The organism is Zooshikella ganghwensis DSM 15267 (genome assembly GCF_000428585.1).
Lineage (GTDB): Bacteria > Pseudomonadota > Gammaproteobacteria > Pseudomonadales > Zooshikellaceae > Zooshikella > Zooshikella ganghwensis.
On record NZ_AUAF01000030.1, the window covers coordinates 17,775 to 33,592 of the forward strand.

The 15,818-nt window shown below is 42.3% G+C and carries 13 protein-coding genes; 8 read left to right on the plus strand and 5 right to left on the minus strand.

Annotation, left to right across the window (positions count from 1 at the left end; all coding sequences use genetic code 11):
• Window positions 1-883: 883 nt before the first annotated feature.
• From F607_RS0109075 to F607_RS0109085, 3 genes are all read left to right on the plus strand, one after another.
• Window positions 884-2,593: a FimL-related protein gene (locus F607_RS0109075; RefSeq protein WP_230400380.1), complete on the plus strand. Its 1,710-nt coding sequence runs from the start codon at window positions 884-886 to the stop codon at window positions 2,591-2,593.
• Between the two features lie 67 nt (window positions 2,594-2,660).
• Window positions 2,661-3,494, plus strand: a complete 834-nt coding sequence (gene nudC / locus F607_RS32685) for an NAD(+) diphosphatase (protein WP_051311194.1) — start codon at window positions 2,661-2,663, stop codon at window positions 3,492-3,494.
• 178 nt (window positions 3,495-3,672) lie between these two features.
• Window positions 3,673-4,413: a hypothetical protein gene (locus F607_RS0109085; protein ID WP_027707843.1), complete on the plus strand. Its 741-nt coding sequence runs from the start codon at window positions 3,673-3,675 to the stop codon at window positions 4,411-4,413.
• Window positions 4,414-4,556: 143 nt separating this feature from the next.
• On the opposite strand, the gene F607_RS0109090 is transcribed toward F607_RS0109085, so the two are convergent.
• The gene (locus F607_RS0109090) at window positions 4,557-4,874 is read right to left on the minus strand and encodes an SCP2 sterol-binding domain-containing protein (RefSeq protein WP_027707844.1); all 318 of its coding nucleotides are present in this window, start codon (window positions 4,872-4,874) and stop codon (window positions 4,557-4,559) included.
• A gap of 480 nt (window positions 4,875-5,354) precedes the next feature.
• On the opposite strand from F607_RS0109090, the gene sohB reads away from it, so the two are divergent.
• The 5 genes from sohB to F607_RS34000 all read left to right on the plus strand — a co-directional run bounded on the left by sohB (window position 5,355) and on the right by F607_RS34000 (window position 11,788).
• The gene (sohB, locus tag F607_RS0109095; protein WP_027707845.1) at window positions 5,355-6,395 is read left to right on the plus strand and encodes a protease SohB; all 1,041 of its coding nucleotides are present in this window, start codon (window positions 5,355-5,357) and stop codon (window positions 6,393-6,395) included.
• A gap of 40 nt (window positions 6,396-6,435) precedes the next feature.
• Window positions 6,436-7,437, plus strand: coding sequence for a YhdH/YhfP family quinone oxidoreductase (locus F607_RS0109100; protein WP_027707846.1), 1,002 nt, complete (start codon window positions 6,436-6,438; stop codon window positions 7,435-7,437).
• A 17-nt stretch (window positions 7,438-7,454) separates the two neighbouring features.
• Window positions 7,455-7,880 (plus strand): secondary thiamine-phosphate synthase enzyme YjbQ, encoded by a 426-nt coding sequence (locus F607_RS0109105; RefSeq protein ID WP_027707847.1) that lies wholly within the window; start codon window positions 7,455-7,457, stop codon window positions 7,878-7,880.
• 139 nt (window positions 7,881-8,019) lie between these two features.
• The gene (locus F607_RS32690; protein WP_051311196.1) at window positions 8,020-10,998 is read left to right on the plus strand and encodes a DUF3857 domain-containing transglutaminase family protein; all 2,979 of its coding nucleotides are present in this window, start codon (window positions 8,020-8,022) and stop codon (window positions 10,996-10,998) included.
• A gap of 259 nt (window positions 10,999-11,257) precedes the next feature.
• Window positions 11,258-11,788 (plus strand): ProQ/FINO family protein, encoded by a 531-nt coding sequence (locus F607_RS34000; protein WP_038290771.1) that lies wholly within the window; start codon window positions 11,258-11,260, stop codon window positions 11,786-11,788.
• Between the two features lie 103 nt (window positions 11,789-11,891).
• Here the strand turns inward: F607_RS34000 and F607_RS0109120 are convergent, their stop codons facing one another.
• From F607_RS0109120 to fabA, 4 genes are all read right to left on the minus strand, one after another.
• On the minus strand, window positions 11,892-12,470 hold the full coding sequence (locus tag F607_RS0109120) for a glutathione S-transferase family protein (protein WP_084611177.1): 579 nt from the start codon (window positions 12,468-12,470) through the stop codon (window positions 11,892-11,894).
• Window positions 12,471-12,772: 302 nt separating this feature from the next.
• Window positions 12,773-13,540: a hypothetical protein gene (locus F607_RS0109125; RefSeq protein ID WP_027707849.1), complete on the minus strand. Its 768-nt coding sequence runs from the start codon at window positions 13,538-13,540 to the stop codon at window positions 12,773-12,775.
• A gap of 316 nt (window positions 13,541-13,856) precedes the next feature.
• Window positions 13,857-15,068: a beta-ketoacyl-ACP synthase I gene (gene fabB / locus F607_RS0109130; RefSeq protein WP_027707850.1), complete on the minus strand. Its 1,212-nt coding sequence runs from the start codon at window positions 15,066-15,068 to the stop codon at window positions 13,857-13,859.
• Between the two features lie 29 nt (window positions 15,069-15,097).
• Window positions 15,098-15,613 (minus strand): 3-hydroxyacyl-[acyl-carrier-protein] dehydratase FabA, encoded by a 516-nt coding sequence (gene fabA, locus F607_RS0109135; protein WP_027707851.1) that lies wholly within the window; start codon window positions 15,611-15,613, stop codon window positions 15,098-15,100.
• Window positions 15,614-15,818: the final 205 nt, after the last annotated feature.

Genomic DNA, 15,818 nt, shown 5'->3' on the forward strand with positions numbered 1-15,818 from the left:
CAACATGCAAACAACTGAACACTGCAACCAGTGGCTATAGGTGCCAATATCCATTATACGAGGGACACTTAATGCTTTAGCAAGCCATGAAGGGCGTTGTTGCGAAAAGCAGAGGTGTACCACACAGGTGTCAATGGCTAATCCAAACTAAAGCATATTGCGTAAACAGACGCAGCACTGAATGAAGATTAGTACACTGACAGCCATTTCAGGACATGGCTTGTTGCAACTGAAGATGGTTGCTTGTGGCACCGCCTCGCCTTTGGTGGTAAGACCCACTCTTATTTTCAGGTGAGTTTAATCCAGGTTAAGGTATCTGTGGTCAGATCTTACCACCAAAGGCGACACGCGCACTTTAATATAGTCAACCACTAATTTAGTGGCGATGATATAAATCAGTTTAAGACAAGGTGAAATAAATTATAACGACTTTCTCTCAGAAAAGCAGTTTCTAACAAGTATTTCAGCAGGTCGTACAGATAGATCACGTACAACATACTCGCTTTTTAGGGGGTAGTTGTTATATTTAACAGAGGTATGGTAACGGTTTTTGCATGACGTCATGCCTTATAAAATATAAGGCAGTTTTGCAGTCGTGCATCTTATTCGTTGTGTTTATCACTAAAATAATGACATACTTGAAGTCATTACCTTTATTGGTGTGCTGTTATTAGACATGATGTTGGGGATGTTAAATTTTACGCAGGGTAGCAGCACATAGCCTGAGTAGATTCATTGAGGTTATGCAGGCATACTACGAGTGTTTCCTACTCGTGCACTTGATTTGTAGTATGTTTACTACGTTAACGGGTTTAGACAAAGCCGGTGTTAACTCTGGCTTTTTTCATGCTGTTAATACCATGATGTTTGGAGTTACTATCTGATGGCGGGTGCTTCTTCTTTAAGCTTGGTTCGTGATGAACTGGAAGCCACAATCCAGAATGCCGAACACAGTTTGGAAAGTTTTATTGAGGACCGTGAAAATGGCTCTCATATCCAGTCGTGTGTAGATTATTTGCAGCAAATACGAGGCACACTCAATCTTATCGAAGTAAGTGGCGCGGAGCTACTCGCGCAAGAAATGCTGGAGTTGGCTACTGATATTCCTGAAGGGGCTTCTGCAGAGAAAGATGATACATTAAGTGCACTGGGTAATGGTCTATTTGTGTTGAATCGTTACCTGGAGTATTTACAACTTAATCGTAATGAAATTCCTGAACTGTTAATTACAGTAATTAATGAATTACGAAGTGCGCGGAAAAAGGCTGCGCTTCCTGAAAGCCATTTCTTTACAGTTCGTCTAGACTCCACTATTCCCCAGCCTGATGAGTCAGCAGAATTATCTACCCAGGAGTTAGGACAGAGTACACGTCGATTACGACAGATGTATCAAGTGGGCCTGTTAGGGTTAATTCGAGAAGAGAATGTTTACTCCAGTGCACGGTTAATGTCACGTGCATTAACACGGCTGTACCGGCTTTATGGAAAACAGTCTTTTGCCAAGCTTCTTTGGGTGGGCAGTGCTGCATTAGAGTCTTTTGCTGATGTTGAAATGCAAGTGACTAAGCCCAGGAAAATGCTGCTTGCTTCCGTTGACCGTCAGATAAAGCGCTTACAGTCACCTACTGAAGAACTAGCGAATATTGAACCGCCCAAGGCGATACTTAAAGAGCTGCTTTATTACATTGCTCTTGCTAGTAGCAAAGGCCCGCTTGCTACTGCGGTGCAAAAAACCTTTGGATTGCTACCGTTACCGTTTAATGACCACCGGCTAGCAGAAGAGCGCTCTATTTTGGCTGGACCAGGTAACGAAGTTTACCGTTCGGTATCCAGTGCGATCAAAGAAGAGCTGGCGACAATTAAAGATATGCTTGATCTCCTTGAGCGTGGCGCTGGCCATACTGAAAATGACTTCTCCGATATGCAAGATAGCCTGGGTCGTTTAGCCAATACTTTAATTGTTGTGGGTTTGTTATCCGCAGCTAAATCCCTCAAAGCACAACAACAGGTTGTGGCTGACTGGCAGCAAGCTGGTGAGGTTCATGACCAGGAACAATTGCTGAAACTCGCAGATACTGTACTGTATGTCGAGTCTCTGGTTTCTAGTCTAGAAAGCTCAATGGTCAAAGCTTCTCGTCATGATGCCACTCCAGGAAGCGAGTCATCAACGATGGCTAATACTCAACTGACTGAAGCAAGAATTGTTGTGGTTGAGGAGTCACAAGCAGGGTTAGCTTTGGCAAAACGAGCCATTACTGCTTTTATGGAGTCGAACTGGGATAAAATGCATTTAGGCAATCTTCCTGCTACGTTAGATGCGGTGCGGGGGGGACTCTTCTTTTTAGGGCTTGAGCGTGCTTCAGCGGTGCTTGATGCTTGCAATCGCTTTATTCAAGAGCGCATTATGAAAAGTGCAGAACCACCTTCTACAGAAATGTTGGAAACCCTGGCTGATGCCTTGACCAGTTTAGAGTACTTCTTAGAAGGGATGGAAAGCACACAGCAAGCCGCCCAGGAAGTACTTGAGTTGGCCGAAACCAGTTTGGCAGACTTAGGTTATAAAACCAGTTATCAAGCAACGCCTGCTTCATAACGACATAAGGTTACTGTGAACGATAACTAATGCGCTTAACTGTTTATTGCGCTCGACTAATAGTACCATGAAAGTATTGCTCGATCCTTTACCTTTTACACCTTATGTGTCTTCTAATTTATTAGAGCATACTAAGCATGTTGTCTTTATTAATGGGCAGGTTGTTTGCTGGGCTGCTAGCCAGTCACCATTATTAACGTCTTCTCAATGGCAAATGCTGCAGTCAGCCTTAAACACTGAACCGCTATCATTTAGTTTGGCGCAATTTCAGCAGCAGCAGGTTGCTGGGCATGTACTTTCTATCGATTGTGACCTACCTAAAGCGTTTGTCCTTTTGCCGCTTAGAGCGGTGCTACTATCTTTGCCATCTGCTACTGCAGGATTACTTAATTATGCGATGCAACTGGCGGACTGGCATGATTTACACCGTTATTGTGGGCGCTGTAGCCAGCCACTAACGGACCACCCAACCGAGCGCGCCAAAGTTTGTCGCTGTGGGGCAAGAAGTCGATATCCCACGATTAGTCCTTGCGTTATCGTGCTGATTACCAGGGGAACGCAGATGCTGTTGGCGCGAGCTCCTCACTATCCTGAAGGACGGTATAGCACAATTGCAGGTTTTTTGGAGCCTGGAGAAAGCGTTGAGCAGGGCCTCAAGCGGGAAGTTAAAGAAGAAGTGGGTGTTGATGTATGTAACTTACAGTATAAAGCGAGCCAGCCCTGGCCATTTCCCAACTCATTGATGTTAGGTTTTCATGCTGATCATGCTGCGGGCGAAATTTTAATTGATAATCATGAAATTATTGCAGCGGACTGGTTCGGTCCCGAAAACTTACCACAACTGCCTCCCCCCATTTCCATTGCACGCTGGTTAATTGATGACTTTTTATCCTCATGCTGACGGGTATTTATTTCGGTTAACCGCACTCTTTTCTTTTAGGAATATTTAAGAAACTTCAGGTTGCTGACTTTTTTGACTAGTCTTTTGACTATGTTTATTTAGTGAGACTTTTTCTGTCGGCCATTTTGCAAACCACTGGTTTGCATTGAGCCTGTCTTAAAAGTGAAAGGATGCTGCTATGGTGTATCTGGCTATTGCTGGAGTCATGTGCTTTATTGCCCTGCTTATGTTATTGCTGGGGTTGCGATTATTATTTTCGGTACATTGGATTTTAGGATGGTTGCGAGGCACTATAGGGCTATTAGCACTGTCAGTGAGTATATTTTTAACCTGGGCCGCGTTAGATGTAACTGACTATGATGAGTTGGGATATAACGAAGCGTTAGCAACAGTGCGTTTTAAAGAAAATCAGCCAAATCAGTTTCAAGTTACGTTTAGTGAAACTCAAGGTGTTAGCCACTATTTACATTTAGCAGGTAGTCAGTGGCAAGTTACTATTTATGGGTTAATGACAAACGCAACCTTACAAAACTTTGGAATTCCTGCAGGTTTTAAATTTGTTAAAATAGAAGGTGTTGATGGGCAACAGCCAACTAGCCAAAAAATGTTGACAGAAAGTCGCTATGGTCTGGATATTTGGCATGTCTTACAACGATTTAGCTGGCTTTTTCCTCAGGTGTCAGCGAAAGCCTTTGTCTCATCACTGCATCCCGCCAAAGCAGATGCCTTGTATCGAATATCAATGACGTTGAAAGGTGTTGAGGTTAAGGAGTTAAGTGGGGGAGTGAAGGATAATGCCACTAATGCTCAAGAAGAATTAAATGCAGCTACCAAAGAGCAAACGGCTGAAGTAGAAGAGCGTGAGGGAGAAGCAGAAACTGTTTCTCCTGATACTGATCAGGCGACAGGCCCAGAATAAGCAATATCTACTAAATAATGCAGTAAAGCAGATTCTTCCTAGGCTTTATTCTTGCGAGTGTAAGCCTACAGTAGCAGGCTTACACCTAGATACGTCTCATTTTTGGAGGTTAGGGGAAATACAAAAAGGCTCAGCTAGGATATTTAGTCAATAGGAAATAGTTCACTGAGTTTAGTGGCCAACATGACATCGCCTTCTGCACGTAAATTACCCGCCATAAATGCCTGCATACCATCTACTTCCCCAGTCATGATGCCATCTAATGTTTCGGCATTCATAATTAAGGTGACAGAAGGATCATCAGAAGCACCTTCATTAATTTCACAAGTTCCGTTTTTTACAATGATGTGGTAAGTGTCACCATCTTCAATATCAAGTTGGAAAATAACGTCAAGACCTGCGGCAGCATCGGGGTTGAATTTTTCCTTCATGTCTTGAAGTGTATTAGCAACAGTTGTCATCGTCGAAATCTCACAAGGTTAGTTTATTGGTACAAAGTTTTAAAAACTAAACAGTTCCTGGTAGGCATGCCCCACAATTTGTGACACAAGTTGAGCATGTTCGTTTTCTCTATTTTTAACAAGCCTATATATAACACAGGTTATCCCTAATAAATGTTATAGCTTGTATGTGTCTTATTACTGTATCAGCACACGCTAAATGGTGAAAACGTGTTTTTAAAAAGAAGTTGGTGCCAGCAGGTTATGCAGTTTAAGCTAGGCTGTCAACCTAAAATCATACAATTGTTTGAATTTTGAATATGGCACGTTAATGGAGTAAGTGCTTTGGTGAGTGGTCTTTAATGTAAGGCTCGCTAACATGAAAATACGTGCTGTTAATACTCGGTCTTTTGGGTTGTTTTTGCTAAAATAGCACCTTATTTTGATAAAGTCTGGCGACGTGAATGTGCTTTATCCGTTGTGTTTTATGGGAGGATAACCTTGGAATTTTTGGCTGAATACGGTTTGTTCATTGCTAAGGTCGTTACAGTAGTGGTTGCTGTATTGATCTTAGTGGCTGGCATTGTGGCAATTAATAGTCGACATAAGAAGTCAGTTGCTGGGCATATTGAAGTTAAAAACTTGTCTAAACATTATACTGAAGTAAAGGATACGTTACGTAATGCTGTATTAGATAAAGAAACGCTGAAAGCATTACATAAAGAGGAGAAAAAACAGGAAAAGCAAGCTCATAAAAAGACAGGTGAGGAGAGTGAACCTCGTCGTTCTCGTTTATACGTAGTTGACTTTCATGGGGATATCAAAGCCTCTCAGGTTGATTCATTGCGTGAAGAAATCACTGCGATTCTGAGTATTGCTGAGCCACAAGATGAAGTCGTTGTGCGTTTAGAAAGTGCGGGTGGAGTGGTTCATGGTTATGGGCTAGCTGCTGCGCAGTTAAATCGAGTGCGGGATAAAGGCATTCCACTCACCATCTCGGTTGATAAGGTGGCTGCCAGTGGCGGTTATATGATGGCATGTGTTGCGAACAAAATTATTGCAGCGCCATTTGCTATTCTTGGTTCTATAGGTGTTGTTGCTCAGTTGCCTAACCTTCATCGACTTTTGAAGAAGCATGAGATTGACTTTGAACTTCACACTGCAGGTGAGTACAAACGTACATTGACGGTTTTTGGTGAAAATACTGATCAGGGGCGCAAAAAGTTTATTGATGATCTGGAAGATACTCATGAGCTATTTAAAGCATTTGTTCAAGAGCATCGTCCTGTGCTGGATATGGATAAGATAGCCACGGGAGAGATTTGGTTTGGGCGTCGCGCACAAGCGGTAAATTTGGTAGATGAGCTAAAAACCAGTGATGAATATTTAACCGTTAAAGTTGATGAAGCTGATATTTATCATGTGGTGTATGAACATAAAAAATCGCTTCCAGAAAAACTGGGTATAGCTGTACAGACTGCTGCTGATCGTTTGCTACTGCGTTGGTTGCAAACATTGCAATGGGGGCGCTTTTTTTCTTAACGGCACCGGCTGCTCTTAGGTTTCTCAGTCCGGAGGTTAAATGACACAGTTTAAGGCATTATGGGTTGAAAAGGACGCCAGACAGAATAGCTTTGTCCAGCGTATTGTAACACTTGATACGGCTGATCTGCCGGCAGGGGAGGTATTGATTCGTGTTCATTACTCCTCGCTTAACTTTAAAGATGCCTTATCGGCCATGGGAAACCGAGCCGTTACCAAGCACTACCCTCATACGCCTGGCATAGATGCTTCTGGTGTCATTGTAGCTAGCGATCATCCTGATTGGGAGCCAGGGCAGGAAGTGATAGTTACAGGTTATGATTTGGGTATGAACACATCGGGTGGCTTTGGCCAGTATATTCGTGTACCTGCCCAGTGGTTGGTTCCTTTACCTGCCGGCCTGTCACTTTATGATGCAATGGCTCTCGGTACCGCTGGACTCACAGTGGCCTTGAGTATCAGCAAGTTGTTACGCATGGGGTTGACTCCAGAGGCTGGTTACGTATTTGTCACTGGAGCAACCGGAGGGGTTGGCAGCTTAAGTGTGGCACTTTTAAAGCAGTTAGGTTATTCCGTTGCCGCAAGTACGGGTAAGTTAGAACAAGCGGATTACTTAAGTCGGCTTGGTGCTAACATGATCCTTGATCGTGAAACGTTGTTTGAGGGGAATGACAAACCCTTACTTAAACCGCGTTGGGCTGCCGCTATAGATACTGTAGGCGGTGATATTTTGTTTAATGTGATTAAGTCGCTGCAGTATGGTGGTATCGTTGCCTGTTGTGGGATGGTGGCTTCGCCAGAGTTTAGTGCTAATGTCTACCCTTTTATTTTACGAGGCGTCAGCTTACTTGGGGTTGATTCGGTAGAAGGATCAATTAAAACCAAACAGTTAATGTGGCAAAAACTAGCATCTGATTGGCGAATTAAAGCGTTACCCCTTATTGCGCGTGAAATACCATTAACACTATTGCCTGAATATACTCAGCAGATTTTTCGAGGCAAAGTGGTCGGCCGAATTGTCGTTAATATGCAGTCAGTTTAATAGGAGTGGGTCATCTCATGTGGGCACAAAAAACGCTAACACTTCGTTCTCGTCCACGAGGGTTTCATTTAGTTACAGATGAAGTACTCCAGCAGCTCCCTGAGTTGTCACATTTAAAAATAGGTTTATTGCATTTATTTATTCAACATACGTCAGCCTCACTGGCGTTAAATGAAAATGCTGATCCGACAGTGCGAGAAGATCTGGAAGCATTTTTGAATGAACATGTACCCGAAAATGCGCCTTATTTTCAGCATATTTATGAAGGGCCTGATGATATGCCTGCCCATATTAAGTCCATTCTTATTGGTCCCTCATTAACTTTGCCTGTGAGTGAGGGACGGTTGCAGCTTGGAACATGGCAAGGCATTTACTTGGGTGAACACCGTGTTAGAGGTGGTTCCCGACAACTGGTTGCGACGATTCAAGGGGAATACTATTAGTCGTGATGTATTGACTCAGTGAGCGCGACTGGCAAAACGATAAAGTCTGCACCATAGTAAGTATACTCAGCATGCATCAATACTAGATAAATAAGCTGATGCTGTGAGTATACTTGTCATGGATTGCAGGAATTAACGCATGAGAGATTGTGGGCGTGGTAGAGCAGGGTATTGGCTGTGGTTAAGCCTTTTCTTTTGTAGTAGCTTGCTAAGTATCCACACTAATGTACACGCGTTACAAGGTGTAGCGTTAACAGACACTCCCGAGTGGGTAGAACGCTATCCAGCTGTTTTGCCTGAGCCTGTACCTGTCGAAGAGGCTATCGGGGGAGAGTATTATTTGCTGGTTGACCAACAGACGCGTGCTGTTGATACCCTCCAAAATTTTTTCCATTATGCCGTAGTCGCCCTGAACACCCAGGGGGTAGAAAGTGTTGCACAAATCAGTGTGACCTATGATCCTACTTATGAGCATTTGCAGCTGCATGATATATATGTTCATCGTAATGGACAGCTTCTTGATCGATTACACTCTGCTGATATAAAACTGATGCAGCGTGAGTCTGAGCTTGATGCGCAAATTTATGATGGGCGTATAACAGCGAATATTATTTTGAGTGATGTACGGGTTGGGGATGTTATTGAGTACAGTTACTCAATAATAGGACAAAACCCCGTCTATCAGAATATCTTTGCTGACCGGTTGGAGCTTCAATGGTCAGTACCTGTTTTTCAACAGTATTTTCGATTAATTCGGCCAAAAGATAAGCCATTAAATACGCTGCCAGTTAATACATCACTAGCGCTGGAAAAGCGTGAATTGGGTGATTTCATAGAGTATCGTTTAACGCAGCAAAAAATTTCTGCACTCACACGAGAAAGTGAAACACCTGGTTGGTATAACCCTTACCCACGAATTTATCTCAGTGAATTACAAAGTTGGCAACAAGTCGCTGAGTGGGCACGCCCTCATTATCAACTACCTGCTGAATTGTCGCCGGGTATTAAAGATTTACATAACCAAATAATGCAGGCCAGTGATTCATCTGAAGCCAGCGTAGTCAAAGCATTACATTATGTGCAGAGTGAAGTACGTTATTTAGGCATTGAGATAGGTGTAAGTTCGCATGTGCCGAGTCCACCTGAAGCTACATTTAACAGGCGGTTTGGTGACTGTAAAGATAAAACCATGCTGCTGTTAGCATTACTTAAATTGCAGGGCATAGAAGCTTACCCAGCATTAGTTCACTCACGTTATCGTCATACTATTGCTAATTACTTGCCAACGCCTAATGCATTTAATCATGTTATTGTGTATGCCAAGGTCAATAATAAAGGTTATTGGCTTGATCCAACCTTGCTTTACCAGTTAGGTAGTTTGCATTCGTTATATCAGCCTGATTATGGTATGGCGTTAATCTTGCGCGAAGGAGAGCAAACGTTAACGGCTTTCGAAACTAAACCCCATGCTAAAAAGGAAGTAAAAGAAAGGATTGATTTATCAGGTGGGGTTGGTGAACCTGCAACTTATCGTATTGAAACACAATACTTTGGTAAAGATGCTGAAGATTTTAGAGCCTATTTAGCCTTAAGTGGCAAGCAAAAAATTCAGCAAGAATATATAAACTACTACAGTAAATTCTACCCTTCTATACAACCGCTAAGTCCATTGATGATAAATAATGAAAATGCTGATTTTATTGTTACTGAAGAGTTTTATGTAATACCAGACTATTGGCGTAGTGATGAAGAGACTAATAGAACAGAAACTTATTTTTATTCTAATGCCCTGTATCCTTATGTCATTAAACCTAAAATCATCCGAAGGTCTGCGCCTCTAGGGTTAGCCTATCCTGTCGATGTAAAACAATCGATTGAAGTACTGCTGCCTTTTGCATGGCAAGTAGAAACAGATGAATATAATAATGATAATCGCTTTTTCTTATATAGTGATCGTGTTTCTTATGATAACGCTTCAAATACACTGCTTTTAGATTATCAATATAAAAGCAAGGTGAGTTTTATTCCGCCTGATAATCTAAGCGAATATTTAGATTTTATTAAGCAAATAGATAAAAGGCTCGACTACTATATTTATCATCAGTATGAGCAGGAGGGAATTACGCCTGCAATAACGGTTGATCAACAATCCTGGAGTGGGAAATGGCACCTTATCATCATTGCGGCATTAACCTTAGTGTTTGCTGCATTTACTTATGCAGGTATTGAGTACAGCTATGATCGAAAGCTTCGTTCTCATCTATACGTAGTTAGTTTTATAAAGTTTATGACATTAACAGTATGTACGTTTAATTTATACTGCTTGTACTGGTATTGGGCTAATCGTCGTATTCTTATGGGGGATAAAGGTTATGCACGTGCTTTATTAATGGTACTTTTATTACCTGTTACGTTACCCTTTCTTTATTATTCGGCCTTTTGTGCTCGTCATCATAAATACCCTTTTTATGGTTTGATGCTAGGGACTGGTTTTTTTGTACTGTTAACGTCTTTTTGGTGGTTGCCTGCGCCCTGGAATATGACTGCTCTATTGGCAGGTGTATGCTTACTGCCGCTTGTTAAGCAGGTTAATAGTTATGTTCGCTTTTTTGAAAGTAATGCTCGAAATGATCATGAATGGCGGGCACGTCATGTGTTATTAACCGTTGTTTCTTGTTTTGCAATTATCTATCAGTTAGCAACTTATTTGAGTTTTATGCCAAGTAGTGAAGTGATTGCCGGTGATCAACTGTGGAAAAAAGACTTAAAATTTATGCATCGTAATGGTCTGCTTCGGTCTGATGAGAAGTTATTATATTTTTACTCTGATGGTTTATTTTCCTTTCAAGAAGATGGCAATGCTGTCACTAACCAAAGAGTATTATCCTATTGGCGCGATGATTTAACCCAGCAGCTTAATGTTGAAACAGCAGGATTCAATGATATCATCAATATTGATGTTGATCGTCAGCTTCTTAAGGATAACACTATTATTACAGTGACACGAACCGATGGTTCGCAGTTTATTTTATTCGTTTCTCAAAAGGGTAGAAAGGATCAGTTTTTTACTCAAAAGCTCTTAACCCTGTGGGAGGGGGAAAGACAAACTTCTCTGTAATTACATTTCGACTTAGCATGCTACTTCTCTGTCCAAAATATAACTTCTCTATCTGTGATAGAGATATTTCTATTCATAGTTTCTTAATTATTTCCTGACTTTATATTGCAATTTAAGGTTGTTTTCCTAACAATATTGAAGACGGTTGTAGTATAGTTGTAGCGCATATTTTGATAGGTATACCCTTCGTTTAGGGTATATAAGAGGACAGTTATATCCTGGGCAAGGGGTATATATCCAGTAAGGAATAGGAAACAACATGGTTGATATGCAGGTAGCTGATCAACAGGTCAGGAAGATCGCTCGGAAAAAAAAGCAAGTTTTTCATGTAAGTAATGGAAAAATTAAAGTTGTAACCCGCTATAAACAGAAAAATACAATAGCGCCCAGTTTCTCTGGTGACTCAGCCGCAGAGGCTTCGCCGTCAACCAGTCAGTCTATCGTCAAAAACGACGAAGAAAAGAATTTCATGCCGATCCCCCCAGAGCTAGCTTCTTTAAGGTTAACAGGCCGAGCGAGGTCTCGTTACCTAAGAGGGTACCGAAGCTATCTGTTATTAGCAGAGCAATGGCCAAAGGCTTTTAACATTAAGAGTCCTAAGCCTCTGAAAGTAGGTATCAAAGAAGACTTATTGGCCGCGACTAATGTCAGTGAGGGACAAGTTAAACAGGGGCTTCGCTGGTACTGTCATCGATCAGTGTATGAAAAAACTTTAAAGCAAGGAGCTGTTCGGATTGACCAGCATGGCATGGCTGTAGGCTTAGTTTCTAAAGAAGAAGCTAAAGTTTGATGCTATCCGTTTTGTTTTATAGTAGTGATTAAAACTTCATAGCATAGCTTCTTCTAGGGTGGTTAAACTCAATTATGTATGATATCGGCAAATTGCAAGGACATTAGGTGTTTGTAGTTTGGGGGGCTGGAATAAAGTTGGGTAGTGTTTGCACGCGGCTGACCCACTTCAAAATGTATGGGTAGTCTTTGAATATAGCATCCTCTATCCCTGTAGCAGTGAGCAAGGGGTAGCAGGCTATGTCAGCAATCGTTGGGCGGTGGCCAATTAGCCAGCTTGCACTTTCAAGTTGCTGCTCTATCAAACTTAGTCCGGTATCTAAGCGCTGCCATCGCTGCTGGATTGTGAGATGTTGATTGGTGCAAGGTAGCCAATCACCTCTTGCTATGTTCAGCCACTGATTTACACGGGCTAGAGCAGGGGGAGTTAATGGCATCCATAACTCACTGGCATAGGCTCGGCTGAGGTAGGTGAGCATGGCAGCGGTTTGGTGCAGCTTTAAAATGCCATCATGCATGACTGGCATAGCACCTAAGCCATTGGCTGCCCATGTTGCATAATGTTGTTCATTCAATGGGGCTTCTTTGAATGCGCGTTGTTTGAAACTTGTGCCTAATATCGACATCATCAAGCGAACGCTGTAAGCATTGAGACAATCATCGTGGCTAAAAAAAGTGATCATATCAGCCTCTGACCGTTGAGACCTGTTCAAGATAAACTAATGTGGTGTGCTATTGATAAAGCGTAATATTTTTATCAAACCGCCTGTCATCACAAATCTATACCCTTCGCTGTGGGTATTAAGTTGCATAAACAGCTTAGGAAGATCACCTTAGTGTTAGTATACTACAAGTGTTTTTCTTCTATGAGAAATTATCGTCATACAGCATAAGTTATTGTCTAGCCTTGCTACAATGCTTTAATCTCTGTTAATAACCATTCACTTAAGAGAGTGAATAATATGCAATTGATACCTTCTGTTCATCAGGTACAAGCACCAGCCTGCAGTAAACCTTGAAGTGGACTTTGGGGAACAATTAACTTAAGCGTAGGGGGTTCATCCATTTGCGAAGGGTGCATGGGCTTTAAATCTGGAGATGGTTTGCAGTATGTGTTGTCTACTTGTTGAAAATGATTGTTTTTGTGCCAACGTAAACAGTTACCATGATGCTGAATAAACAAGGCACCTTCTTGGTTCCAGGTTAGGTTTTTAGGTTCTAGATCCACCAAGGATAAATCCCAGGCAGGAGTTGTATATTCTGCAATAAGGTTTAAGTTATCATCGATTAGTTGTAGGCATTGCTCACAGCCGATGCTTAAGCGAATGTCTTTTACAGTAAACTCACCCTTTTTTGTCAATAGAATTGGATCTCCTTCTGTGGAGTAGCCAACTACAGCAACATGGTCTAGGTCCGAGCAGCCAAGTCCTTGAGTAAAAATAGCTTTAGCTACGTGGTAGCGTTTGGTTTTGTTATCGTTAGCCAGCGTACCTCGAACTGGAAATGAAACCAGTGTATAACTGGGCGTTAGCATGATCTCTCGTTCAATATAATCTTCCCAGTCAACAGAGCCTAGATTGAGAGACATGGTGACACATTCAGAAAGATGGGCAGGACACTCAGCCATTAAGACAAGAGCTTCAGGTTTGCCTGCTGTAGCATGAAAGGATAGGGATAATCCTGTAATCAATCCTGTCAGCCATGATCTTAAGTGGGTGAGTCCTTTGGGTATAATCACAGGGTATTTTGTCATACGAAGCCTTTTGCTAAAAAAAATAAACTTGCCGTATAAAGTGGTTGCTTAGCAAGTTATTTTTCCTACAGGGTGACCTATGTGGAAAAATAGGTTGCATTATGTGTATTTTTTTGAGGGCAGAATGAAAAGGTTTGAATGGTAAAAAAAATAAAACAAATGTTTGTTTGATGTGTGTTACACTGGGTTTGCTTTTGTTTTCTTAGGAAAATATTTCAGAATGAGGCATAAAAAAAGCGATGTTGCTTGTCCCAACATCGCTTTTTTAACCGCTTTAAGTTGTTCAGAAAGTGCTATCTAGAACTAAAGGAACATTTTAAAACTTACGGAATACCAATGTTGCATTTGTGCCACCAAAGCCAAAGCTATTGCTCATCACGGTGTTGAGTGTAACACCCTGCTGCATGGTGGTAACCAGTGGCATACCGGCTACTGCTTCATCTGGTGTTGTGACATTAGCTGACGCACAAATGAAGCTGGACTCCATCATCAGCAAGCAGTAGATAGCTTCATGGACACCTGCAGCTCCAAGCGAATGGCCTGAGAGAGACTTGGTTGAGCTGAATGCAGGAATGTTGTCAGCAAAAACTTGCTTCATTGCACCTAGCTCTGCCACATCGCCTACAGGTGTGCTGGTACCATGGACATTGATGTAGTCTATAGGTGTATCAACTGTGCTCAATGCTTGTTGCATACAGCGAATCGCACCTTCACCTGATGGAGCAACCATGTCATAGCCATCAGATGTTGCACCATAGCCCACGATTTCAGCATAAATCTTAGCACCACGAGCTTTCGCATGTTCTAGCTCTTCCAGTACCAGCATTCCACCTCCACCAGCGATAACAAAGCCATCACGCGTTGCATCATAAGGGCGAGAAGCTGTTTCAGGGGAGTCATTGTACTTGGTTGAAAGTGCGCCCATGGCATCAAATAATGCTGTTTGAGACCAATGCTCTTCTTCACCACCACCGGCAAAAATAATGTCTTGTTTGCCTAGCTGAATTTGCTCAACAGCGTTACCTATACAGTGTGCACTGGTCGCACAGGCAGAGGTAATTGAGTAGTTCACGCCTTTGATTTTGAAAGGGGTTGCAAGACAAGCTGAAACCGTGCTGCCCATTGTCCGTGGAACACGGTAGGGGCCAACGCGTTTGATACCTTTTTCTCGAAGAATATCGGCCGCTTCGACGATATTTTCCGAAGATGCACCACCTGAGCCAGCAATAAGTCCCGTACGAGGATTAGATACCTCAGCCTCAGACAGACCAGCATCTTCAATGGCTTGCTTCATTGACAGGTAAGCATAAGCGGCGGCCTGTCCCATAAAACGCAATTGTTTACGGTCTATATGCTCACTTAACTCGAGGTTGACTGTACCAGAGATATGGCTGCGAAAGTTTTTGTCAGCATAGCTTGGGTTAAAGCGAATACCCGATTGGCCTGCTTGAAGGGAAGCCAGTACAGAGGCTTTGTCATTACCCAGACAGGAAGTGATCCCAATGCCTGTAACAACTACACGTTTCATTGACAATTAACCTTGTTTTCGTTGTGCATTCAGAATGAGTCAGGCGTTGTAAATAAACCTACACGCAAATTATCTGCCGTATAGATATCTTTGCCATCAACATTGACTATACCATTAGCAATACCCAGTACAAGTTTACGTGATATGACACGCTTGATATGGATATGATATGTGACCTTTTTGTGAGTTGGTAAAATTTGTCCGGTAAATTTGACTTCACCACTGCCTAATGCACGTCCACGGCCTGGTAGCCCCTTCCAACCGAGGTAAAAGCCTACCAACTGCCACATGGCATCAAGCCCCAGGCAGCCAGGCATCACAGGGTCTCCTGGGAAGTGACAGGCAAAAAACCACAAATCTGGATTAATATCCAATTCTGCGATGATTTCACCTTTTTTGAATTCACCACCGGTTTCATTGATATCTGAGATACGGTCAATCATCAGCATATCAGGGATGGGTAACTGCGCGTTACCAGGACCAAACATCTCGCCTCGACCACAGGCTAGGAGTTCTTCACGAGTAAAAGCGTGTTTACGGGTCATCAGTTATTCCTAGTCGAATCACATAACAAGATAGTGCATGTTGCAATGCAACGCATGAGACCTTGCTGCTAAGTTTTATTAAGTGTGCAAGGTTTGGGGTGACGTGATTGTGTAACGGATAGAACAAAAACACCGACTCATTGCACCAAGCCGGCAACTATATCATTAAACTAAGAAGCGATTAATGGCTGTTTGAATTTTTTAA